Genomic DNA, 22386 nt, shown 5'->3' on the forward strand with positions numbered 1-22386 from the left:
CGTTTCTGCGGTTCTGCCTCCGCAACGCAAAAACGCGCGCGCAGGCCGTTCAGATTCAGCCCGAATCGGCGATAATCGTGGCCATGAGCGTCAATCTGAAAACCAAAGAAGAAATCGAACTGATGCGCGTCGCCGGCCGTCTGGCCGCCGAGGTGCTCGATGTCGTGGCTCCGTACGTGCAGGCGGGCGTGACCACGGCCGAGCTGGACCGCATCTGCCATGACCACATCGTCAACGTGCAGGGCACCATTCCTGCCAATGTCGGCTATCGCGGCTTTCCCAAGAGCGTGTGCACCTCGGTCAACAACGTGATCTGTCACGGCATCCCGAGCGCGGCCAAGGTCCTGAAGGACGGCGACATCGTCAATATCGATGTCACCGTCATCAAGGATGGCTGGCACGGCGACACCAGCCGCATGTACTACGTCGGCACGCCATCGGTGATGGCCAAGCGGCTGGTGGAAACCACCTACGAAGCGATGTGGCGCGGCATCCGCGCGGTCAAGCCGGGCGCGACGCTGGGCGATGTCGGTCACGCGATCCAGAAGTTTGCCGAGGCCGAGCGCTTCAGCGTGGTGCGCGACTACTGCGGACACGGCATCGGCAAGGTCTACCACGACGAGCCGCAGGTGATGCATTACGGCCGCCCCGGCGAAGGCCTGGTGCTCAAGCCCGGCATGACCTTCACCATCGAACCGATGATCAACGAAGGCACCTACCACCATAAGACGCTGCCGGACGGCTGGACCGTGGTGACCAAGGACCGCAAGTTGTCCGCCCAGTGGGAACACATGGTCGCGGTGACCGAGGACGGCGTGGATGTGCTGACGCTGTCGCCGAACGCTCCCGCGCCGGTATGACGGCCACGCCGGCGGACCGACCCGACCCGGGTGCCGCCGGCGATGCCGAGTGGGCCGCGCAGGCGCGCCCGCTGCTGGTGCACGCCGACATGCGGCTGTGCAAGCGCTTCGACCAGGGCGAGCCGATCGAGCGCCTGGTGGCCTTGCGCGCACGCGCGGTCGATCAATTGATGCGCAATGCGTGGACGCGCTGCATCCCGGCCGATGCCGAACTGTCGTTGCATGCGGTCGGTGGCTACGGGCGCGGCGAACTGTTCCCGCGTTCGGACGTGGATGTGCTGGTGCTGGGCGAGACCGGCGTGCAGCAACAGCACGAGCAGGCCCTGGCGCGGTTGTTTGCCTTGCTGTGGGATGTGGGCCTGCCGATCAGCCACGCGGTGCGCTCGCCGGCGCAGTGCACCGCCGCGGCCGCCGACCAGACAGTGCTTACCGCCTTGATCGAGTCGCGCCCGCTGGTGGCCGGCAGCCAGGCGCGTGCGGCCCTGGCTGCCGCGATTTCGCCGCAACAGGTCTGGCCGGCGCGCGAATTCTTCCAGGCCAAGCGCGAAGAGCTGCTGGCGCGGCACCAGCGCTTCGGCGATACCGCCGACAATCTCGAACCGGATATCAAGGACGGCCCCGGTGGTCTGCGCGACCTGCAGACACTGGGCTGGATGGCGCTGCGCGCGTTCGGGGTCAAGGATCTGGAAGCGCTGGTCGGCCTCGGCCATGTCGGCTTCGACGAAGCCGCAGCGCTGCGGCGCGAACGCGAGGAGCTGGCGCGCTTGCGCTTCGGCCTGCATCTGGTCGCCAAACGGCCGGAAGAGCGGCTGGGGTTCGATTACCAGAAGACGCTTGCCCAGCGGCTGGGCTTTGCCGACGACCCGGAGAGCCTGGGCGTGGAAAAGATGATGCAGCGCTTCTACCGCAGCGCTGCGTTGATCCGCCGCATCAGTGACCGCTTGCTGCAGCGCTTCGAAGAACAATTCGATGGCGAAGCGGTGCCGGAGCCGCTTGGCGAGGGCTTCGGTCTGCGTCGCGGCTATCTGGCCGCGGATGCGGAGGACTGGCCGGCCGGCGATGTGCTGCAGGTCTTTGCGCTGTTTGCGCAGTGGGCGGCGCACCGCGAGGTGCGTGGGCTGCATTCGCTGACGGCGCGCGCGCTGGCCGAGGTGCTGCGCGAGTTGCCGGCCTACGACGTGGCCGATGCGACCGCGCGCGACCGCTTCATGGCGCTGCTGCGCGGCCCGCGGGCGGTGGAGTCGCTCAACCGCATGGCGCGCCTGGGCGTGCTGGGCCGGTGGATCCCGGCATTCGCCAGCGTGTCCGGGCGCATGCAGTTCGACCTGTTCCATGTCTACACGGTCGACCAGCACACTTTGATGGTGCTGCGGAACATCGCGTTGTTCGCCGCCGGTCGCGCCGACGAGCGTTTTTCGATCACTCACGAAGTCTGGCCGCGCCTGCGCAAGCCGGAATTGCTGCTGCTGGCCGGGCTGTTCCACGATATCGCCAAGGGCCGTGGCGGCGACCATTCCGAGCTGGGCGCAGTGGATGCGCGCGCGTTCTGCCAGGCGCACCGGCTCAGCGACGGCGATACCGCGCTGGTGGCCTGGCTGGTGGAGCAGCACCTGCGCATGTCGGTGACCGCGCAGAAGCAGGACATCTCCGACCCGGAGGTGATCCACCGTTTTGCCACCCTGGTCGGCACGCGCGAGCGCCTGGACTATCTGTATCTGCTGACCTGCGCCGATATCGCCGGCACCAGCCCCAAATTGTGGAACGCGTGGAAGGACCGGCTGCTGGCCGACCTGTACTTCGCCGCGCGGCGCGCGCTGCGCGAGGGCCTGGAACATCCGCCGCCGCGCGAGGAGCGCCTGCGCGAAGCGCGCGAGTCCGCACGCGCGCTGATGCAGGCGCAAGGCCATGACGATGCCACCATCGACCGCCAGTTTGCCGGCATGCCGGATGAAAACTTCCTGCGCTTCCGTCCCGAGCAACTGGCCTGGCAGGCGGTCTCGCTGATCGAAGTGCAGATCGGGCAGACCCTGGTCAAGGCGCGTCGCGCGGTGCCGGACAACGACGCGCTGGAAGTGTTCGTGTATTCGCCCGATCGCGATGGCCTGTTCTCGGCGATCGTCGCCACGCTGGATCGCAAGGGCTACGGCATCCATCGCGCCCGCGTGCTGGACGCGCCGCACAATGCGATCCTCGACGTGTTCGAGGTGCTGCCGCAGGACAGCTCCGCCGATGGCGACCCGCAGCGTCTGGCCGCGGCCTTGCGCCAGGTGCTGGCCGGCGACCTGCACAAGGTGCGGCCCTCGCGGCGGGCGGTGCCGCGCCAGCTGCGCCACTTCCGCTTTGCGCCGCGCGTGGAATTCAGCGAAAGCGCCGGTGGCCGCCGTACCCGCATCAGCCTGGTGGCGCCCGATCGCCCCGGCTTGCTGGCCGATGTGGCCAACGTGCTGCGCCTGCAACACCTGCGTGTGCACGATGCGCGCATCGCCACCTTCGGCGAGCGTGCCGAAGACCAGTTCCAGATCACCGACGAGCACGACCGCCCGTTGCCCGAATCCGCACGGCAGGCGCTGCGCGATGCGCTGTGCGCCTGCCTCGATCCCACCTAGTAGTCCGTCAGTCCGTTCGGAGACCCCCATGGCCACCAGCAAGAAGACCACGCGCAAGCAGGGCGCGACCACCACCAGCGCAGCGCCCAAGCGCGTCACGCGCGACAGCGGCAAGGCGCGTCAGGCACCGGCCGTCGACAAGACCAAGGTCACCGCGGCGGCCGGCAAGGCCGTTGGCGCCGGCAAACGTGTCGTCAACAAAAGCGTTGCCAAGAAAAACGCGGCCAAACCGGCCGCCAGTGCGGCCCCGCGCGTGGCCAAGCAGCCGACCAGCGTGGTGTCGGCACCAGCTGCCAAGAAGGCTGCCGCTGCAAAGAAACTGCCGATCGCCGAAAAGGCGGTGCAGGGTGCTGCAACGCAGGTGGGCAATGACGAACTCAGGTTCGGCATCGAGAGTGCGTTCGAGCGCCGCGCCAGCCTGACCGTCGATGAGATCGACGGCTCCACCCGCGCCATCGTCACCCGCGTCATCGACGGCCTGGAGCGCGGCGAGTTCCGCGTTGCCGAGCCGGACGGGAAGGGCGGCTGGACCGTCAACGAATGGTTGAAGAAAGCCGTGCTGCTGTATTTCCGCGTCAACGAGATGGCGGTGATCGACGCGCAGCCGGCGCCGTTCTGGGACAAGGTGGAGTCGCGTTTTGCCGGCTTCGGCGAGGCCGAGTTCCGCACGGCCGGCGTGCGCGTGGTGCCGGGCGCGGTGGCGCGGCGCGGCAGCTACTTCGGCAAGGACGTGGTGCTGATGCCGAGCTTCACCAACATCGGCGCCTATGTGGGCGAAGGCACCATGGTCGATACCTGGGCCACGGTGGGGTCGTGCGCGCAGATCGGCGCGCACTGCCACCTGTCCGGCGGCGCCGGCATCGGCGGCGTGCTCGAACCGCTGCAGGCCAGCCCGACCATCATCGAAGATCATTGCTTCATCGGTGCGCGTTCGGAAGTGGTCGAAGGCGTGGTGATCGGTCACCACAGCGTGATCGGCATGGGCGTGTTCATCGGCCAGAGCACGCGCATCTACAACCGCGCCACCGGCGAGATTTCCTACGGTTACGTGCCGCCTTACAGCGTGGTGGTGTCCGGCCAGCTGCCGTCGAAGGACGGCTCGCACTCGCTGTATTGCGCGGTGATCGTCAAGCAGGTGGATGCCAAGACGCGCAGCAAGACCAGCGTCAACGAGCTGCTGCGCGGTCTGGCCGATTGAGTAGCGCGCAGCCGGTGCTCGGCGCCATGGTGTCGCATCCGGCCAGTGGCTGGATCCGTTGGGGCATCCCGGCCATGTGGTTGGGATGGGTGACGCTCTACGTGGCCGGCGCGCTGGTGCGCGATGGCGTGCCGCAGCAGCTGGAGGTCCTGCGTTGGCTGGCGCCTGCACTGGTGGTGCTGATGACGCTGCGTCTGGCATGGGCATCCACCCGCTGGGCGCAGGTCCGCGATGCGGGCGATGCACTGGTGATCGTCCAGCATGGACGCTCGCAGTGCGTGGATCTTGCCGAGTTGCGCTCGGTCGATGCCGCATGGCTGATTCCGCCACGGCGGATGGCGCTGAGATTCCACGGCACACGCGCCGATGTGGTGTTCCTGCCCGCACACGGGCAGGAACACGATCAACTGGTAACCACTTTGTTGGCGCGTGCAAACGCGCGCCGCGGGGTCGAGAAGGAGACGAGATGACCACGCTCTACGGATTGAAGAACTGCGACACCTGCAAGAAGGCGACCAAGTGGCTGGACCGCTTCGGCGTGGCCTACACCTTCGTCGACTACCGCGAGCACCTACCCGCGCCGGAGACGCTGCTGGACTGGGCCGGCAAGGCCGGCGGATTCGAGGCGATGATCAACAAGTCCTCGACCACCTGGCGGCAGCTTCCCGACAACAAGAAGACGCCGGGCTCGGACGCCGAATGGAAGCTGCTGCTGCGCGAATACCCGCAATTGATCCGCCGCCCGGTGGTGGTGAGCGACGATGGTGCGTTCAGTCAGGGCTTCTCCGACAACGGCTTCAAGGCCAGGTTCAACATCGCCTGATGGCGCCATCGCGTCATCGGCTCGCGCATATGTGTCCGTGGCGGGCGCGTGGAAGGCCAGCTGCCTGCTGCTGCGGCGGCCCGGGTGCATCTTTTTATCGGAAGGACGAGCATGACCAGTGACGTACTGCAACTGACCTGTGAGCTGATCGCACGCGCCTCGGTGACACCGGACGATGCCGGCTGCCAGGCGCTGATTGCGCAACGCCTGGAGGCCGCCGGATTCACTTGCGAGCATCTGCGCCTGGGCGAGGTCGACAATCTGTGGGCCACGCATGGCAGCGGTGCGCCGGTGCTGGTGCTGCTCGGCCACACCGATGTGGTGCCGCCCGGACCGCGCGAGGCCTGGACCAGCGATCCGTTCGATCCGCAGATCCGCGATGGCGTGCTGTACGGGCGCGGCACGGCCGACATGAAGGGCAGCGTGGCCGCCTTCGCGGTCGCCGCCGAACAGGTCGTCGCCGCACATCCGCAGCATGCCGGTACGCTGGCGGTGTTGCTGACTTCCGATGAGGAAGGCGATGCCATCGATGGCGTGCGGCGCGTGGCCGAGCTGTTGCGCACGCGCGGGCAGGCGATCGACTGGTGCATCACCGGCGAGCCCTCGTCCACCGAGCGGCTGGGCGACCTGCTGCGCGTGGGCCGTCGCGGCAGTCTGTCCGGCACGCTGGTCGTCAAGGGCGTGCAGGGGCATGTGGCGTATCCGCACAAGGCGCGCAATCCGATCCATCTGGCCGCGCCGGCATTGGCCGAGCTGGTGGCACGGCAGTGGGACGAGGGTTTCGAGAGTTTTCCGCCGACCAGTCTGCAAATTTCCAACATCCATGCCGGCACCGGCGCCAATAACGTGATTCCGGGCGAGCTGCAGGTGGCCTTCAATCTGCGCTACACCCCGCTGTGGGATGCGCCGCGGCTGGAAGCGGAGATCGTCGCATTGCTGGATCGCCACGGGCTGGACTATGCGCTGCGCTGGCATCGCAGCGGCGAGCCGTTCTATACCCCGGAAGGGCGCCTGCGCAGCGTCGCACGCGAGGTGCTGGGCCAGTTTGCCGGCGCGCCCCCGGAAGAAAGCACCGGCGGCGGCACCTCCGATGCACGCTTCATCGCACCGTTGGGCGCGCAGTGCATCGAAGTCGGCCCGGTCAACGCCAGCATCCATCAGGTCGACGAGCATGTACGCGTGGCCGATCTGCAGGCCTTGCCGGCGCTGTACCGCAGCCTGATCGAGCGGCTGCTGGTCGACTGAACTGCCTGGCTGCCGCCCTCGTTGCCGCTGAAACAGTTGCGCCAGCGAAAACGAACGGTTAGCGTCGGCCACATGGTCTTCCAGCGCGCCAAGCTCAATAACGCCAACCGCAACAATCTGCGCGCGAACAATCGTGCGCGGCCGATGCGGGTCTGCGACTAGGCGACGTCCACCAAACGCCCAGGAATCAGAGAACCCGCATCGGCCGATGCGGGTTTTTTTATGGGCGTCACTTCCTGCAGCACGCTTTCCACCGGCCGCCAACCCCCGTAGTTTCATCCAGGAGTGTTTCCATGTGTTCCATCTTCGGTATTTTCGGTCTGCAACCCGGTGACGATCTGCAGGCTTTGCGCCGGCAGGCACTGGAATGTTCGCAGCGGCAGCGCCATCGCGGACCCGACTGGAGCGGGGTGTATGTCGACACCGGCGCGATCCTGGTGCACGAGCGCCTGGCCATCGTCGACCCGGCCGGCGGCTCGCAGCCCTTGTTGTCCGACGATGGCGCGCTTGCGCTGGCGGTGAATGGCGAGATCTACAACCATCGCGAGCTCAGGCAGGAACTGGTGCAGCCGTACGCCTTCCAGACCGGCTCCGATTGCGAGGTGATCAACGCGCTGTACCGCGAGGATGCGCCGGCCTCCTACCTCAACCGCCTCAACGGCATCTTCGCGTTCGCGCTATGGGACAAGGCCGCCGGGCGGGTGATCATCGCGCGCGATCCGATCGGCGTGGTGCCGCTGTACTGGGGCCACGATCGCGAGGGCCGGCTGCGGGTGGCCTCGGAACTGAAGTCGCTGGTGGACGATTGCGCCGATGCGGCGCAGTTCCCGCCGGGTCACTGGTACGACAGCGCCACCGGCGCATTGAGTCGCTACTACGAGCGCGCCTGGCGCGAATACGCCGAGGTGGAAGGCGTGCAGGTGCAGTTGCAGGAATTGCGCGAGGCCTTCGAGCGCGCGGTGCATCGTCAGTTGATGACCGATGTGCCGTATGGCGTGCTGCTGTCCGGCGGGCTGGATTCTTCGCTGGTCGCCGCGGTCGCTGCACGCTACGCGCGCCATCGCATTGAAGAGAACGACACCACCGAAGCCTGGTGGCCGCGCCTGCATTCGTTCGCGATCGGCTTGAAAGGCTCGCCGGACCTGGCCGCTGCCGAAGTCGCCGCCGCCGCGCTGGGCACCGTGCATCACGGCTTCGAGTACAGCTTCGAAGAAGGCCTGGATGCGCTGCCCGAGGTGATCCGCCATATCGAGACCTACGACGTCACCACCATTCGCGCCTCCACGCCGATGTTCCTGCTGGCGCGCCGCATCAAGGCGATGGGCGTGAAGATGGTGCTGTCGGGCGAAGGCAGCGACGAGATCTTCGGTGGCTATCTGTATTTCCACAAGGCACCGAACGCGCGCGAATTCCACGAGGAACTGGTACGCAAGCTGGATGCGCTCAACAACTACGATTGCCTGCGCGCCAACAAGTCGATGATGGCCTGGGGCGTGGAGCCGCGCGTGCCGTTCCTGGATCGCGAGTTCCTGGACGTGGCCATGCGCATGGACGCCAGCTTCAAGATGATCGACAAGACCAGCAGCGGCGCCACGCGGATGGAAAAAGGCGTGTTGCGCGAGGCGTTTGCCGGGTATCTGCCCGAATCGATCCTGTGGCGGCAGAAGGAGCAGTTCAGCGATGGCGTGGGCTATGGCTGGATCGATGGACTCAAGGCACATGCCGCCGCGCAGGTGAGCGACCGCGAGCTGGCTGCCGCCTCCAGGCGTTTTCCGGTCAACCCGCCGCAGACCAAGGAAGCGTATTTCTATCGCACGCTGTTCGAACAGTTCTTCCCCAGCCAGGCGGCCGCGGAGACGGTGCCGGGCGGCAAGTCGATCGCGTGTTCGTCGCCGACCGCGATCGCCTGGGATGCCAGCTTCGCCGCGATGGCCGACCCATCCGGCCGTGCGATTGCCGGCGTGCACGAGCAGGCGTTGGCGTCGTAACGCTGCTGCATCCCAAGTTGCAACTGCAGCGGCCGGCATGCGCGCACGCGCTGCCGGCCGCTGCTGCGCTCACTCGTGGCGCACGCAGTAGCCGTAGCGCTGCGGCTCGATATCCACACCGGCCACATCGGCCTGGTTGTTGCGCCACAGGTTCGGCTTGAAGTCGGCCGCAGTGCAGTTGGCAGCGCGGTCCACACCGATGGTGTAGGTGAACGGCGTATTGGAGAAGCGGTTGTTCTCGAACACGTTATCCTGGCTCATGCTGTTGTCCCAGCACAGGATTTCCGGCGTGCGATAGCGGATGGCGCAGGCCAGGAAGACGCCGGCGACCTTGTTGCCGTCGAACTGATTGTTGCTGAAGCGGTTGCGGCGCGCGTCGGACAGATAGATGCCCTGGCTGCCGTTGCGCTCGAAGCGGTTGTTGCGGATCTCGCTGTCTTCCAGATGTTCGGTGGTCAGGCCTGCGGCCACGTTGTCGTGGATGTAGTTGTTGACCATCGTGACCTTGGCGGTGCGGTTGAACGACACCCCGTCCCAGATCGCGCCGGAGACATCATTGTTTTCGATGGTGATCTCGCGCGTGTCGTACTCGCTCAGCAGGCAGGCGCTGCGGCACTTGTTGACCTGCAGGCCGGCCAGGCGAATTCCCTGGCCGGAACGCACGACCACCGCGCTATTGCTCAGGTACGGGCGCTCGGGCATGAATTCCTTGTCGCCGGTGCTGGCGACGATCTGCATGTCCTCGATGCTGACATTGCGAATCACGCCGGTAGGCTGCTGGTTTTCGTAGTCGCCGACCACCAGCGCCGGTTGCTGCACGCCATCGGCCATGCGCAGCACCGTGGTCGGACCCGTGCCACGCAGGGTGAGATTGCCGCGGTGGATCGAGACCAGGCCATTGAGCGGAAATTCGCCTTTTTCCAGGCACAACACCGCACGCGTATCGCTTTGCGGAAGCTTGTCGATGGCTTTTTGCAGATCCTGCCCGGGGCGCACCTTGGCGGTGCAGGCCGCGACCGGCGCGTCCGGTGGGCCGGACTTGGCGGGCGGCGCTGCCGAGCAGGCAGTGGCAACGAGCAGGGGCAACAGGGCGGAAACGGAGCGGGCAAGCTGAGGCATGCGGATTCCGGTCAGTGGGGGGAAGAGGGCGATCGTGTGGAAACACGTTCCAGATCGCGACGGCCTCTAGTGTGTCCCACCGGACGTTAAAGTCTGGCTGATTCCGGCCGGCCTGATTCGGCGCAGGTTCATTGCACTGTCGTGGTCGAGGCCGCAATCGTGCATGCGGTGGCCGACGAACGTCACACTTGGGCAACGTCCGAGACCTGCACACGCGTGATCGCCCTGCTCAGAAATCGTAAGCCAGCTGCGCGTAGATGCGGCGCGGTTCGCCAGGAAAGTGGCCGGTGCGCTCAGTGAACCCGCTGACGGCGTACACCTTGTCGAACAGGTTCTTGACGTTGACCTGCAGCTTCCAGGCATCCCACTGCGTCTGCCAGCTGATGTCGAAGATGGCATACGGCTTGACGCGCTGGCCTTCCAGGCTGACCCGCTCGCCCACGTAGTCGGCACCGAAGGCAATTGCCGAGTTCCAGGCCGGCAGGTCGTAGCGCGTCCACAGGCCGAAGGTGTTGCGCGGTGCATTGGCGAAGCGGTCGCCGGACGCGTTGGTGATGCCGTTGGTGCCCGCATCCAGCACGCGTGCATCGTTGTAGGCGTAGGTCAGGTTGAGCACCCAACGCTCGGTGAGGTCGGCCAGCAGATCCACTTCCAGGCCTTCGCTGCGCACCAGGCCGAGCGCGGCGAGTTGATTGACCCCAGCGACGATGCTGCCGTCGGCCTGCACGATGTTGCTGCGTTCGATGCGATACAGCGCGGTGTTGAGCGTCAGCCCGCCATCGTTGAGCGCGGTCTTCAGGCCTACTTCCCACTGCGTGCTGCGCTCGGGATCGAACGGGCCACCGACGCTGCTGTCCTGATTGGCCGCATCCTGCGGCAGGAAGCCGCTGGCATAACTGGCGTACGCGTTGACGCCATCGCGCAGCACGAACGTGCTGCCCACACGCCAGCTGAGATCGTTGCCGGTGACGCGCGAGCCGTCCAGCCGGTTGTCGTCCTTGAAGCCGTCCCAACGCAGTCCGGCCATCGCAAACCAGCGCGGCGTCAGCGTGAGTTCGTCCTGCAGATACGCCCCATAGCGCTGGCTGCGGGTACTGGTGGCGCGCCAGGGCAGGCTGTCCAGGCCGTAGTCGTAGAAGCCGCTGCGGCCATACACCGGGTTGAACAGGTCGATGCCCGGCACCGGCCCACGCACGCGGCCGGTGTCTGCGGTGTTGGCGGTCTGCGCGCGGAAATCCGCATCCAGCCGATAGTAGTCCGCGCCCATCAGCAGCTTGTGCTCGATCGCGCCGATGCGGGTGCGGAACACCGCGTTGACGTTGCTGGAGATCGCATCGTTGTCGCGGAACTGGTTGCGCAGCTGCCGCGTCATCCATTCGGCGGTGCCGTCGCCATCGCGGTCGATCAGGCCCATCGGCTCGTGATAGACCTGATGCTCGTCGTTCTTGAACCAGCGCAGCGCCATGTCCACGTCCCACGCATCTGATGGCGCAAAGCGGTACTGCGCGAATGCGACCTTGGCGCGCATGTCGAGGAAATCGGTGGGTTCGTTGTGGTTCCAGCGCCGGTCGGTGAGGAAATTGCCGTCGTCATCCACCGGCACGCCACGCAGGCGATTGCCGCCCAGGTTCTGGGTGATGTCGGTGTACTGCAAGGTGAGCTCGCCGGTCTGGCCGATATCGAACGCCACCGACGCATCGCCGATCTGGCTCTGGCTATCGGTGTTGCGGCGAAAACCGTCCTCGCCATCGGCATAGGCGCCGATGCGGTAACGAATGCGTCCGTCGTCGCGTGCCGGCCCGGTGGCTTCGAACGAGGCGGCTCCGAAGGATTGATTGCCCGCCTGCAGCTCCACCCGACGCGCGGCCTGATGGCCGGGCTTGCGGGTGACGTAATTGATGACGCCGCCGGGTTCGCCGCCACCGTACAGCGCACCGGCCGGACCCTTGAGCACTTCCACGCGTTCGATATTGAACAACTGCGGCACCGAGAAGCCGGCATACGGATCGCCGCGCAATCCGTCGTACAGCACGTTTTCCTGGCGGAATCCGCGCAGGGTGACGCCGGCATAGCTGAAGAAGCTGATGCCGCTGATGCTGCGGTACAGGTCGGTGATCTGGCGTGCGGCCTGGTCGTCGATCAGTTCGCGCGGCAGTACCTGGACCGACTGCGGCACCAGCGCCAACGGCGTGTCGGTGCGTGTGGCCACTGCGGCGTCGTCGGATTTGTACAGCGTCTGCGCACGGCCCACGACCTGGACGCCATCCAGGTCGGTGACGGTTGCCGAGGTCCTGCCGTGTTGTTGAGCGAAGGCGCGGGGCGAAGGCAGAGCGAAGGCGGCGGCGAGCGCGGTGACAAGGAGCGTGGGGCGCATTGGTCACTAATGGGAATGGTTATCAAATGCATCTTAGCATGTTGTGCTCGCTTGATTGCGCAGGTCGGCGGGTAGGCGTTGCGGCACAGACTGCGGCGTGCGCGTGCGCATGCGCATGCGCATGCGAGGTGCGCGGCGCCGCATGCGGCATGCGGCATGCGAGGCGCGAGCTGCGGTCTGAGATCTGCAAGTACCGGGACGCGCAATGCCCTCGGTCGCACGGCGTGTGCCCGTACCCTCACCCGGACCCCTTTCCCGACGAGAGGGGTTCGCGGCTGTCCTACTCCCTCCCGGAGATGTGCTTGCGGCTGTCCTTCTCCCTCCGGGAGAAGGTGCCCGAAGGGCGGATGAGGGCCCGCGCGAAGCCTCGTGCCTACTTCGGCTGCAGTCGCAGCGTGTAGCGGGTAGCGGTCGGCAGGAAGGGGGTCGGCCGGCCGTGCACCCAATCCTCGTGCCCCGCGCCCCAGAACGGCGACAACGGATGTCCGCTCTGGCCGCCCGGCATGTGCACGATGCCGTCCTGCTCGTGGCCGGGCGACACCACCATGCGTTCGGAGGCGCCGAAGGCCGGGCCTTGCACGCGCGGCATGTCGCGATCGCCGGGCAGCTGGTCAGGCGGCATGCACAGCCAGCGCTTGGCAAGCGCAGGCAATGCCCGCGCGATCGGGTGACAGATGGCAGCGGTGTTGCGTTCGCCCCAGCTGCGTTCACTCAAGGGGCTATCCGGCGAGGCGCCGTCCTGCGCAGCGAGCTCCGCCTGCGCGTTGCGTGCCGCTTCGGCAAGCAACTGGTCCCAGTTCGCATAGGTCGGCGGCAGCAGATGCGCCGGGCGTTGCTGCAGCAACGGCCAGACGATGCCTTCCAGTTGCGCGCGACGCGGCGGTAAAAAGTCCTTGCCAAGCGCGGCTTTTGCCGGGGCCAGCAGGCCGGCTTCCACTGCGTCGATGGTCATGCCGCGAAAGCCGCGCACGATGCGATAGCTGGCCGAGCGGGTGGAGGCGTGCCCGTCCCACTGCCGTGTGGCGGCTTCGATCTGCTGCAAGGCCGGGTCCTGGCTGTGTTCGACCACGCTGCGCAACAACTGCCACCAGCGCGTGAGCAGCACGGCGCGATCGTCGAGCTGGATGGCGAGCAGATCCAGTTCGTTGAAACGCTGCCTGGCGAACAAGTCGTCACGGATCTGCTGCGCTCGCGCGCCCAGGTCGTAGCCGGCATTGCCGAGCGTGGCCAATTGCTGCGCATCGACGACGCGGCTGTTGGCGGTCCAGAGCCGGTGCGAGGGGGGATCGATCAGCGCAGGGGCGGCGTCGCTGCGCACCGGCCAGGGCAGGCAGCCGGTCGGCGCGGGTGCCGAGGCTGTGATGACCGCAGCCGACGGCAATGCCGCGTCCGCGTGCTGCGCCGAACCCGCCAGTTCGGCGATGCCGCTCGGGCCACACCCGGCATTGCGCACCGGGCGCGCGCCGATCAACCGCCAGGCGATGCGCCCGCTGCGATCGGCCAGCAACAGATTCTGTGCCGGAATGCCCGAACGATCCGCCACGGCAAAGGCGGCCTGCAGATCGGCCGCGGTGCTCATCTGCGCAAAGTCCAGGCGGATCGCGCCGGGCAGCTGCGCGGCCCAGCGCAGCGCGAGCACGCTGCCATCCGGGTTGTCGTGCAGGATCGGTCCCCACGCACTCTCGCGGACCGCAAAACGCACCGGTGCGGCGCCGGCCACGCGAATCGTTTCGACATGGGTGGTGAGCGCCTGCGGATGGCCCGGCGTGGCCGGCGCAATCCGCGCAAAGTCGGCGGTGTCGATATAGCTGTTGGTGAAGGCCCAGGCCACATGCCCATTGCTGCCGACCACCACCGCCGGCAAACCGGGCAGGGTGAAGCCGGTGACATCCACCTTGCCGTCGGGCGCGCCGGTGTCCGGGTAACGCAGGCGTGCACGGAACCAGATGTTGGGCGCGCGCAGGCCCAGGTGCATGTCGTCGGCGACGATGGCGCGGCCGTCGCTGGTGAGGCTGCCGTCCACGGCGAAGTTGTTGCTGCCCGGCGTCGGCGGCTCGGCGCCGGGCGCGGCGGCCGGATGCGGCAGGCGGCGCAGGTCCAGTGCGGCGGCATCGGGCAGCACGGCATCGCCTTGCGCGGCGCCGAGCAGCGGGGCATCCCAGCTGGAACCTTGATGATCGAGCAAGGCCGCCAGCGCCGCCGGCACCACTGCGCGGATGCGTGCGGCTGCCAGTTCGGTCTGGTTGTCGTTGTCCTGCAGGTCGGCATACATCGCCATGCCGGTGAGGATGGAATCGTCCAGCGTCCACGGCCGCGGCGTCTGCCGCAGCAACAGGTACGGCCACGGGCGCACGCGCAGGGCGGCCAGCCCGGCATTGACGCCCTCGGTATAGGCCTGCAGCGCCGCGCGCTGGCTACCGGCGGCGACATCCAGGCTGGCCTGCACGCGGGCGCGCAGCCGGTGCACGCGATTGCGCTTGTCCAGGTCCAGCGCCGCGGCGCCGAACAGCTCGGACAACTCGCCGGCCGGTGCGCGGCGCATCAGGTCCATCTCGAAGTAGCGCTCCTGCGCATGCACATAGCCGAGTGCGCGCATGGCATCGACCTGGCTGGCCGCATCGATGGTGACCACGCCACGCCGGTCGCGTTGCACGCTGACCGGTGCCGCCAGGCCCGTCAGTGCGCTGTTGCCGTCCAGCCGCGGCAGGCTGCCACGCATCAGCAGGTACACGGCCAACAGGGCCGCCACGGTCAATACCACAATTGTCAGCAGCAGCCGGCCCAGCCATTTGCGCATTGTTGTCGGGTCCTTGAGTTCGGTCACAGTGTGGCCGCCGGTCATGACCGTGGCGGGTCTGGCCGCAAGCGCAACTGAAAGTGATTCCGATTAGATCATTGCCCGGCGGGTTAGGGCACCATGCGCGCATTGCGTCGCTGGAGCACATCATGAAAGGCCATCCCGAAGTCGTCGACTACCTCAAACAGCTGCTGCGCGGCGAACTGGCGGCACGCGACCAGTATTTCCTGCACTCGCGCCGTTACGAGGACCAGGGCCTGATGGCGCTGTACGAGCGCATCAATCACGAAATGGAAGAGGAGACCGAGCACGCCGACGCGTTGCTGCGGCGCATCCTGTTCCTGGAAGGCGACCCGGACATGCGGCCGGCCGAGTTTGCGCCCGGCAAGACCGTGGTCGAAATGCTCGAGCGCGATCTGGTCGTGGAATACGAAGTCCGCGCCAATCTCGCCGCCGGCATGAAGCTGTGCGAAGAGCACGGCGATTACGTCAGCCGCGACATCCTGCTCAAGCAGCTGCAGGACACCGAGGAAGACCACGCCTGGTGGCTGGAGCAGCAGCTCGGCCTGATCAAGCGCATCGGTCTGGAGCTGTATCAGACCTCGAAGATCGACAAGGGGCATGTCGCCGGCTGAGCCCGGTGACTGGCGCTGCGTAGCCTCCGAGCGGGCGCAGCGCAGACCTGCAGTCGCTGGTGCCGGGTTGTGCTGTGCATTGCCATTGCCGCGGTCTGGGTCGGCTGCCGGCTGTCTACTGCAGCATGCCGCCTGGCGCGTCACACCGTTCGGCAACATCGCTGCGTGGCGCAATGCCGCGCAGTTGGTGATCGGCTCGCAAGGCGCCGATCGTGCGGCGCATGCGGCGGCCGACTGCCGTGACGGCATGGTCTGGCTACGACGGAGCGTTTGCCAGGGACAATCAGTTGCGCTGCAGGCGATACACGCCGGTCGACAGGGCCGTGACACCGTCGCCACGGAAGCGCGGCTCCTGGTCGAGGATGTCGCGGTGTTCCAGTTGCTGCACCTGCCATTGCGTACCGAACAGGGTGTGCACCTCGGCAGCGTCCACCGAAAACGGCGGGCCGGCCTTTTCGGCCTGCGGATAGTCCAGCGTGATCAACAGGCCGCGGCATCCCGCAGGCAGCTGCGCGTACACGCTGTGCAGATAGCGTTGGCGCAGGCCGGCAGGCAGGGCGATCAACGCGGCGCGGTCGTAGACGGCGCTGCAATCGGCCAGCATGCCGGGCTCCAGTGCAAATGCGTCGCCGCAGATGATTTCGATCGGGCCGGCGATGAAGTGCTCGCCCGCGCGGCTGGTGTGTCGCTGCGGTTGCAGGCCGGCGTCATCAAAGAAGTGCGTCACCGCCAGCGGCGACAGCTCCACACCGAGCACGCGATGCCCCTGGGCGGCCAACCAGTGCAGGTCCAGCGTCTTGCCGCACAACGGCACCAGCACGCGGGCAGCCGTCGGCAATTGCAAGGCCGGCCAATGTTTTTGCAGCAGCGGCATCACCTCGTCCTGATGGAAGCCGGTCTGACCGTTCTGCCAGCGTTGCAACCAGAATGCTGTGTCCATGATGGTGTCTTGCCGGTTTGCGTTGACGAGTGACGTGTTGTCGGAATGACAGTGACACTGCAGATCGAAATGAGCCGCTCAGACCATACCGCACCACCGCGCGACATTTACTGCGCTTACCATGCACACCGACCCTCTCGACTGGTCCTTGCCCGCCCAGCACCGCGTGACCTTACGCGGCATGGATGCCGAGTAAGAGCTTACAAGGACGTACTTGCGGCGTGTCCTGCGATGGTGGGCGGACAAGGGCACTGCAGCCAAGCCGCAGATCAGCCGCTCCACAACCGACGCATCCGCATCGTTCGCTCAACCTCTCAAGGCGATGCAGAGCTTGAGCCTCAGCGTAGCCTCGCCGTTGCAAACCAACCCGGCCGAGGGCGCGATGCCCTAAAGCCGGCAGCGTCCAGCTGGCGGTAGTTTTGTGGGTCGCCCAAGACCGCACGGCCAACGCGCCATCGCGCGGCGCGCCATCGCATCACCGTTGCACTCCAACCCGTCGACCTTCTGCCGCGCCTCAGTAAATCGAGGCAGCGGCAGCGTCGAACGCGCGCGTCGGTGAACAGCCGTTACTGCACTTCCAACCCGTCCACCTTTTGCCAGCCACGCGGCAACAACGCCCCGCGACTCGCGCGCGCGCCCACATACACATCCAGATCCTTGAACGACAGGCTCATGGTGCGTGCGCCGCTGCGCACCAGCAGCGTGTTGCCCGGTGCCACCGCCACCACCGCGACCACGCGCTCGGTGCCAAGCTTGGCCTTGGGGATGTCGATGATCTTGTTGCCTTTGCCCTTGTCCAGTTCGGGCACATCGCTGGCCGTCACCGCCAGCAGATTGCCGGCGCTGGTGACGGCCACGATGCGGTCGCTCTGCGGGTTGGTCACCTGCGCAGGCGTCAGCACGTGCGCGCCGGTGGTCAGGTTGAGCATCGCCTTGCCGGCCTTGTTGCGACCGGTGAGGTTTTCGAAGCGGGTGACGAAGCCGTAGCCATGCGAGGACGCCAGCACGAAGCGGGTGGCGTTGTCGGCACTGGCCATGACCTGGAATGCCGCGCCCGAGGCCGGCGAGAAACGGCCGGTCAACGGTTCGCCGTTGCCGCGTGCCGAGGGCAGGGTGTGCACCGCAGTCGAATAGGCACGGCCTTCCGAATCCAGGAACGCCACCTGATGCGTGCTGCGGCTGCGCACCGCCGCCAGCAGGCTGTCGCCTTCGCGATACGACATGCCGGCCGGATCGACCTCGTGGCCCTTGGCCGCGCGTACCCAGCCCTTTTCCGACAGCACCACGGTCATCGGTTCGCTGGCGACCATCTCGGTTTCATCGATCGCCTGGGCGGCGCCACGCTGCACCAGCGGCGAGCGACGCGCGTCGCCGAACTTCTTGGCGTCGGCGGTCAGTTCGTCCTTGATCAGCTTCTTCAGCTTGGTCTTGCTTTCCAGGATGGCCAGGATCTGTGCGCGTTCCTTGGCCAGTGCTTCCTGCTCGCCGCGGATCTTCATTTCTTCCAGGCGCGCCAGTTGGCGCAGCTTGGTTTCCAGGATGTATTCGGCCTGCTCTTCGCTGAGCGCGAAGCGCGCGATCAGGACCGGCTTGGGCTCGTCCTCGCTGCGGACGATACGGATCACTTCATCCAGGTTGAGGAAGGCGATCAACAAGCCTTCCAACAGGTGCAGGCGGCGCTCGACCTTCTGCAGGCGATGGTTGAGGCGGCGGGTGACGGTGTCGCTGCGGAAGGTCAGCCACTCGCTCAGCAACTGGCGCAGGTTCTTCACCTGCGGGCGGCCGTCCAGGCCGATCACGTTGAGGTTGACGCGGTAACTGCGCTCAAGATCGGTGGTGACGAACAGGTGGCCCATCAACTGTTCGGCGTCGACACGGTTGGAGCGCGGCACCAGCACCACCCGCACCGGGCTGGTGTGGTCGGACTCGTCGCGGATGTCTTCCAGCCACGGCAGCTTCTTGGCGCGCATCTGCTGGGCGATCTGCTCGATCACCTTGGACGGCGAGACCTGGTACGGCAGCGCGTCGATGACGATGTTGGCGTGTTCTTTCTTGTAGGTGGCACGTGCGCGCACGCTGCCGTGGCCGGTCTCGTAGATTGCGCGCAGGTCGGCCACCGGGGTGATGATTTCGGCGGTGGTCGGGTAGTCAGGGCCGAGCACGTGTTCGCACAGTTCGGCAACCGTGGCATCGGGATTGTCGAGCAGGCGCAGCAGCGCGCTGACGATCTCGTTGAGGTTGTGCGGCGGCACATCGGTGGCCATGCCGACGGCAATGCCGGTGGTGCCGTTGAGCAACAGGTGCGGCAGGCGTGCCGGCAGCCAGGTCGGCTCCTCCAGCGTGCCGTCGAAGTTGGGCGCCCAGTCGGTGGTGCCCTGGCTGATCTCGCCCAGCAGCACCTCGGCGATCGGGGTCAGCTTGGATTCGGTGTAACGCATCGCCGCGAACGACTTGGGGTCGTCGGTGGAGCCGAAGTTGCCCTGGCCCTCGATCAGCGGGTAACGGTAGGAGAACGGCTGCGCCATCAGCACCAGCGCTTCGTAGCAGGCGCTGTCGCCGTGCGGATGGTACTTACCGATCACATCGCCCACGGTGCGCGCGGATTTCTTCGGCTTGGCCGCGGCATTCAGGCCCAGCTCGCTCATCGCGAAGATGATGCGCCGCTGCACCGGCTTCAGGCCGTCACCCAGGAACGGCAGGGCGCGGTCGAGCACCACGTACATCGAATAGTCGAGATAGGCGCGTTCGGCGTACTCGCGCAGCGGCAGCTGCTCGAAGCCGTGGAAGGTGGGGCGGGTCAGATCGGTCATGTAAAGCCAGGTCCTACGAAAGAGGAGCCCGCGCCGTGGCGCGCGCTCGAAGAGCGCCGATTATCCGGATGCGGCGGGGGATGCCAAGCCGCGCGCATGCGTGCCGGCCAGATAACGCGTGGGTGGGGCGCCGAAATGGCGGTGAAACACACTGACGAAGGCGCTGGGGCTGCTGTATCCGAGCTGGTCGGCGACCTGGGCGACCGGGCTGCCCTGGCCGAGCCGCCGCAGTGCTTCCGCCAGCCGGGCCTGCTGCCGCCATTGCGCGAAACTCAACCCGGTCTCGCTGCGGAAATGCCGGCTCAGGCTGCGCGCCGACAGCCCGCCCCAGTCGGCCCAGGCGTCCAGCGGGCGCGGGTCGGCCGGCGTCTCCAGCAACTGCCGGGCGATGCGCAGCAGCCGGCGGTCGGCCGGCATCGGCAGGTGCAGGTGGTCGATCTGCACCTGCCGCAGTTCGTCCAGCAGCACCGCGGCAAGGCGTTGCCGCGCGGGGTCCAATGGCTGACCCAGGGGCCAGTCGGCTGCGCGCATGATCACCTCGCGGGCGAGTGCAGTCAGGCGGATCACCCCGCCTTGCGCGGGCAGCGCAGCGCAGGCATCCGGCCGGACCACCACGCCCCAGCCGCGCAGCGGCCCGGCCAGCTCCACGGTGTGCTGCTGCCCGGGCGGCATCCAGCCGGCGCAGCCCGGCGGCAGCGACAGGGTTCCCTGCTCGGTATGCACCGTCAGCACGCCGTGCTCCACGTACATCAACTGCCCGCGGACATGGGCGTGCCGGACGGCCTCCGGCGCCCATACCGCGCGCAGATTGGCCAGGAACGCGATCACCTCCGGTCCGTCGGCCCATTCGAAGCTGTCCCGCACACCGGGCGGCAGCGCATCGACCGTGGTTGGCGGGTTTTCGACAGTCATTGGCGCAATTGTATTACCAGGCCAGGCGTTCAGCCGCGTAAGGTGACGATCCTTGCTGGCGGTTTAATCCCTTCCGGGATATTTGCGTTGACAAATATATTTTTCGGAAGAAAATAGCCCGCCATGAATGACCTCTCCACCACCTCGCCGTCGTTCGGGCTGCTGTTGCGCCAGGTGCGTGACGCGCTGATGCGTCAGCTCGATGCCGAAATGAAGGGCGAGCTGCCGGACTTCGGCTTCAGCCACTACGTCGGCCTGAAGATCCTGGCGGTGCGCTCGCCCTGCACGGCCAACGAACTGGCGCTGGCGCTGGACCAGACCCCGAGCGCGGTCACCCGCCTGCTCGACAAGCTCGAAGCGCTCGGTGCGGTGCGACGCGAGCCGCATGCGCAGGACCGGCGTGCGCTGCAGATCGTCATGACCGAACAGGGCGTGGCGCTGTGGGAGCGCCTGAAGCTGCGCGGCGAACGCGCCATCGAGCATGGCCTGCGCGATCTGGCCCCGCCCGAGCGCGAGCAACTCACCTCTCTCCTCATCCGTGTCCGCGATGCACTCAACTCATGAACGCTGCTAGTTCCCCGATTCAGATGCTGCGCCTGCGGTCCACGCAGCTTGCGCGGCCGCTCGTCCTCACTGCGCTGACGCTGGCGCTGGCCGCCTGCGCCAGCAGCCGCGGGCTTGCCCCGCAGGGCACCGTGCTGGAGCCGGGCGCGCTGCATGCCGAGCGCACCCTCGCCCAGGCCAACCTGAGCCCGGCCGCCTGGCCGACCAGCGACTGGTGGCGCGCCTTGGGCGATGCGCAATTGAATGCGCTGATTGCCGAAGGCCTGCAGCACAGCCCCAGCCTGGCCGCGGCCGACGCACGCCTGCGCCAGGCGCAGGCACGCATCGGTACCGCCCAGGCCGATCGCGGCCCCAGCCTGTCGGTCTCCGGCGGCTACACCGGCCTGCAGTTGCCCGAATCGATGGTGGGCGAGGAGCGCGGCGGCAGCTATGCCGGCAGCGCGCAGGTGGTGCTGGACTTCCGCTACGGCGTGGACCTGTGGGGCGGCAAGCGCGCCACCTGGGAAGCGGCGGTGGACCAGGCGCATGCGGCCGACGTGGATGCACAGGCGGCACGCCTGAACCTGTCGGCGGCGATTGCCGAGGCCTATGCGCAGCTCGACTATGCATGGCGCCTGCATGACGTGGCCAACGATGAATTGACCCGCGCGCAGAAGACCCTGGACCTCACCCGGCAACGCCGCAGCGCCGGCATCGACAGCGATCTGCAGGTGCGCCAGGCGCAGGCCCGCGTGCCGTCGGCGCAGCAGCAGCTGCAGTCGGCGCAGCAGCAGATCGACCAGGCGCGCAACGCGCTGGCCGCCCTGGTCGGGCAGGGCCCGGATCGCGGGCTGGAGATCGCGCGCCCGACGCTGGGCGCGGCCATCGCCGCGCAGCTGCCCAGCAACCTGCCGGCCGACCTGCTGGGCCGCCGTCCCGATGTGGTCGCCGCGCGCTGGCGCGTGGAGGCGGCCAATCAGGACATCGCCGCGGCCAAGACCCGCTTCTACCCCAGCTTCAACATCACTGCACTGGGCGGGGTGGTGAATCGCGACGTCGGCCAGTTGCTGGAAAGCGCCTCGGTACTTGGCGTGGTTGCGCCGGCGCTGAGCCTGCCGATCTTCGATGGCGGCAAGCTGCGCGCCAATCTGGCCGGCAGCGATGCGCAGTACGACCTGGCGGTGGCCGATTACAACCAGAAGGTGATCGACGCCCTGCGCGAGGTGGCCGACCAGGTCAACGCAGTGCGTTCGCTGGAGCAGCGCACACGCGCGCAGGACGACGCCGTGCAGACTGTGTCGGCCGCCTTCGCGCTTGCCCAACAGCGCTACCACGCCGGCATCGGCAGCTATCTGGAAGTGCTCAGCGTGCAGGAGCAATTGCTCACCGCGCGCGAGCGCATGGCCAGCCTGCAATCGCAACAACTGTTGGCCTCGGTGAGGTTGCAGCGTGCCCTGGGCGGCGGATTCACGCCGGAACCTGCGCGCGATACCGCACACGCCGAGACCACTTCCGCACAACCGAATTCCTGAGACA

16 protein-coding genes are annotated in these 22386 nt (G+C 67.0%); 10 read left to right on the top strand and 6 right to left on the bottom strand.

Annotated features, from left to right (window positions below; all coding sequences use genetic code 11):
* The first annotated feature begins 83 nt into the window (after nucleotides 1-83).
* From map to asnB, 7 genes are all read left to right on the top strand, one after another.
* Nucleotides 84-860: a type I methionyl aminopeptidase gene (gene map / locus H7A87_RS07285; RefSeq protein WP_039520326.1), complete on the top strand. Its 777-nt coding sequence runs from the start codon at nucleotides 84-86 to the stop codon at nucleotides 858-860.
* The gene (locus H7A87_RS07290) at nucleotides 857-3466 is read left to right on the top strand and encodes a [protein-PII] uridylyltransferase (protein ID WP_119129026.1); all 2610 of its coding nucleotides are present in this window, start codon (nucleotides 857-859) and stop codon (nucleotides 3464-3466) included. Before map ends, H7A87_RS07290 begins: the two co-directional genes overlap by 4 nt.
* A 28-nt stretch (nucleotides 3467-3494) precedes the next feature.
* Nucleotides 3495-4664 carry a 2,3,4,5-tetrahydropyridine-2,6-dicarboxylate N-succinyltransferase gene (dapD, locus tag H7A87_RS07295; protein ID WP_180496927.1) on the top strand — a complete coding sequence of 390 codons (1170 nt, stop codon included), beginning with the start codon at nucleotides 3495-3497 and terminating at the stop codon, nucleotides 4662-4664.
* Entirely contained in the window at nucleotides 4661-5134 is a 474-nt protein-coding gene (locus H7A87_RS07300; RefSeq protein ID WP_119129027.1) for a hypothetical protein, read from the top strand. The genes dapD and H7A87_RS07300 overlap by 4 nt, the downstream gene beginning before the upstream one ends.
* A complete protein-coding gene (locus H7A87_RS07305; RefSeq protein WP_115676605.1) occupies nucleotides 5131-5487 on the top strand; it encodes an arsenate reductase in 357 nt (118 codons plus the stop codon). The genes H7A87_RS07300 and H7A87_RS07305 overlap by 4 nt, the downstream gene beginning before the upstream one ends.
* A 111-nt stretch (nucleotides 5488-5598) precedes the next feature.
* Nucleotides 5599-6732 (top strand): succinyl-diaminopimelate desuccinylase, encoded by a 1134-nt coding sequence (gene dapE, locus H7A87_RS07310; protein WP_119129028.1) that lies wholly within the window; start codon nucleotides 5599-5601, stop codon nucleotides 6730-6732.
* Between the two features lie 293 nt (nucleotides 6733-7025).
* Nucleotides 7026-8720: an asparagine synthase B gene (gene asnB, locus H7A87_RS07315; protein ID WP_104583383.1), complete on the top strand. Its 1695-nt coding sequence runs from the start codon at nucleotides 7026-7028 to the stop codon at nucleotides 8718-8720.
* 69 nt (nucleotides 8721-8789) lie between these two features.
* On the opposite strand, the gene hpaM is transcribed toward asnB, so the two are convergent.
* The 3 genes from hpaM to H7A87_RS07330 all read right to left on the bottom strand — a co-directional run bounded on the left by hpaM (nucleotide 8790) and on the right by H7A87_RS07330 (nucleotide 15010).
* The gene (gene hpaM / locus H7A87_RS07320; protein ID WP_104648352.1) at nucleotides 8790-9839 is read right to left on the bottom strand and encodes a type III secretion-associated outer membrane-bound protein HpaM; all 1050 of its coding nucleotides are present in this window, start codon (nucleotides 9837-9839) and stop codon (nucleotides 8790-8792) included.
* Between the two features lie 229 nt (nucleotides 9840-10068).
* The gene (locus H7A87_RS07325) at nucleotides 10069-12213 is read right to left on the bottom strand and encodes a TonB-dependent siderophore receptor (RefSeq protein ID WP_119129029.1); all 2145 of its coding nucleotides are present in this window, start codon (nucleotides 12211-12213) and stop codon (nucleotides 10069-10071) included.
* Between the two features lie 373 nt (nucleotides 12214-12586).
* Complete coding sequence (locus H7A87_RS07330) at nucleotides 12587-15010, bottom strand: penicillin acylase family protein (protein WP_180496928.1); 2424 nt, start codon at nucleotides 15008-15010, stop codon at nucleotides 12587-12589.
* A gap of 149 nt (nucleotides 15011-15159) precedes the next feature.
* Here H7A87_RS07330 and bfr point away from each other — a divergent pair, with 149 nt between their 5' ends.
* The gene (bfr, locus tag H7A87_RS07335) at nucleotides 15160-15645 is read left to right on the top strand and encodes a bacterioferritin (RefSeq protein WP_039511630.1); all 486 of its coding nucleotides are present in this window, start codon (nucleotides 15160-15162) and stop codon (nucleotides 15643-15645) included.
* Between the two features lie 283 nt (nucleotides 15646-15928).
* Here bfr and H7A87_RS07340 read toward each other — a convergent pair whose 3' ends face one another.
* From H7A87_RS07340 to H7A87_RS07350, 3 genes are all read right to left on the bottom strand, one after another.
* Nucleotides 15929-16585: a thiopurine S-methyltransferase gene (locus H7A87_RS07340; protein ID WP_119129032.1), complete on the bottom strand. Its 657-nt coding sequence runs from the start codon at nucleotides 16583-16585 to the stop codon at nucleotides 15929-15931.
* A 566-nt stretch (nucleotides 16586-17151) separates the two neighbouring features.
* Complete coding sequence (gene parC / locus H7A87_RS07345) at nucleotides 17152-19395, bottom strand: DNA topoisomerase IV subunit A (RefSeq protein ID WP_104583377.1); 2244 nt, start codon at nucleotides 19393-19395, stop codon at nucleotides 17152-17154.
* Nucleotides 19396-19455: 60 nt separating this feature from the next.
* Nucleotides 19456-20307: a helix-turn-helix transcriptional regulator gene (locus tag H7A87_RS07350; protein WP_104648357.1), complete on the bottom strand. Its 852-nt coding sequence runs from the start codon at nucleotides 20305-20307 to the stop codon at nucleotides 19456-19458.
* Nucleotides 20308-20430: 123 nt separating this feature from the next.
* On the opposite strand from H7A87_RS07350, the gene H7A87_RS07355 reads away from it, so the two are divergent.
* Both H7A87_RS07355 and H7A87_RS07360 read left to right on the top strand, forming a co-directional pair.
* On the top strand, nucleotides 20431-20871 hold the full coding sequence (locus H7A87_RS07355; protein WP_104583375.1) for a MarR family transcriptional regulator: 441 nt from the start codon (nucleotides 20431-20433) through the stop codon (nucleotides 20869-20871).
* Between the two features lie 23 nt (nucleotides 20872-20894).
* Nucleotides 20895-22382, top strand: coding sequence for an AdeC/AdeK/OprM family multidrug efflux complex outer membrane factor (locus tag H7A87_RS07360; protein WP_164739082.1), 1488 nt, complete (start codon nucleotides 20895-20897; stop codon nucleotides 22380-22382).
* The last annotated feature ends 4 nt before the right edge of the window (nucleotides 22383-22386 follow it).

Origin of the sequence: Xanthomonas sp. CPBF 426 (genome assembly GCF_903989465.1) — a bacterium.
GTDB classification, from domain to species: domain Bacteria; phylum Pseudomonadota; class Gammaproteobacteria; order Xanthomonadales; family Xanthomonadaceae; genus Xanthomonas; species Xanthomonas euroxanthea.

What these genes read in the sequence shown, in the direction of transcription:
- H7A87_RS07330 (WP_180496928.1), bottom strand. Translation starts at nt 15,010, where the DNA reads ATGCGCAAATGGCTGGGCCGGCTGCTGCTGACAATTGTGGTATTGACC.
- dapD (WP_180496927.1), top strand. Translation starts at nt 3,495, where the DNA reads ATGGCCACCAGCAAGAAGACCACGCGCAAGCAGGGCGCGACCACCACC.
- H7A87_RS07355 (WP_104583375.1), top strand. Translation starts at nt 20,431, where the DNA reads ATGAATGACCTCTCCACCACCTCGCCGTCGTTCGGGCTGCTGTTGCGC.
- H7A87_RS07360 (WP_164739082.1), top strand. Translation starts at nt 20,895, where the DNA reads ATGCTGCGCCTGCGGTCCACGCAGCTTGCGCGGCCGCTCGTCCTCACT.
- dapE (WP_119129028.1), top strand. Translation starts at nt 5,599, where the DNA reads ATGACCAGTGACGTACTGCAACTGACCTGTGAGCTGATCGCACGCGCC.
- parC (WP_104583377.1), bottom strand. Translation starts at nt 19,395, where the DNA reads ATGACCGATCTGACCCGCCCCACCTTCCACGGCTTCGAGCAGCTGCCG.
- map (WP_039520326.1), top strand. Translation starts at nt 84, where the DNA reads ATGAGCGTCAATCTGAAAACCAAAGAAGAAATCGAACTGATGCGCGTC.
- H7A87_RS07325 (WP_119129029.1), bottom strand. Translation starts at nt 12,213, where the DNA reads ATGCGCCCCACGCTCCTTGTCACCGCGCTCGCCGCCGCCTTCGCTCTG.
- bfr (WP_039511630.1), top strand. Translation starts at nt 15,160, where the DNA reads ATGAAAGGCCATCCCGAAGTCGTCGACTACCTCAAACAGCTGCTGCGC.
- asnB (WP_104583383.1), top strand. Translation starts at nt 7,026, where the DNA reads ATGTGTTCCATCTTCGGTATTTTCGGTCTGCAACCCGGTGACGATCTG.
- hpaM (WP_104648352.1), bottom strand. Translation starts at nt 9,839, where the DNA reads ATGCCTCAGCTTGCCCGCTCCGTTTCCGCCCTGTTGCCCCTGCTCGTT.
- H7A87_RS07340 (WP_119129032.1), bottom strand. Translation starts at nt 16,585, where the DNA reads ATGGACACAGCATTCTGGTTGCAACGCTGGCAGAACGGTCAGACCGGC.
- H7A87_RS07350 (WP_104648357.1), bottom strand. Translation starts at nt 20,307, where the DNA reads ATGACTGTCGAAAACCCGCCAACCACGGTCGATGCGCTGCCGCCCGGT.
- H7A87_RS07305 (WP_115676605.1), top strand. Translation starts at nt 5,131, where the DNA reads ATGACCACGCTCTACGGATTGAAGAACTGCGACACCTGCAAGAAGGCG.
- H7A87_RS07290 (WP_119129026.1), top strand. Translation starts at nt 857, where the DNA reads ATGACGGCCACGCCGGCGGACCGACCCGACCCGGGTGCCGCCGGCGAT.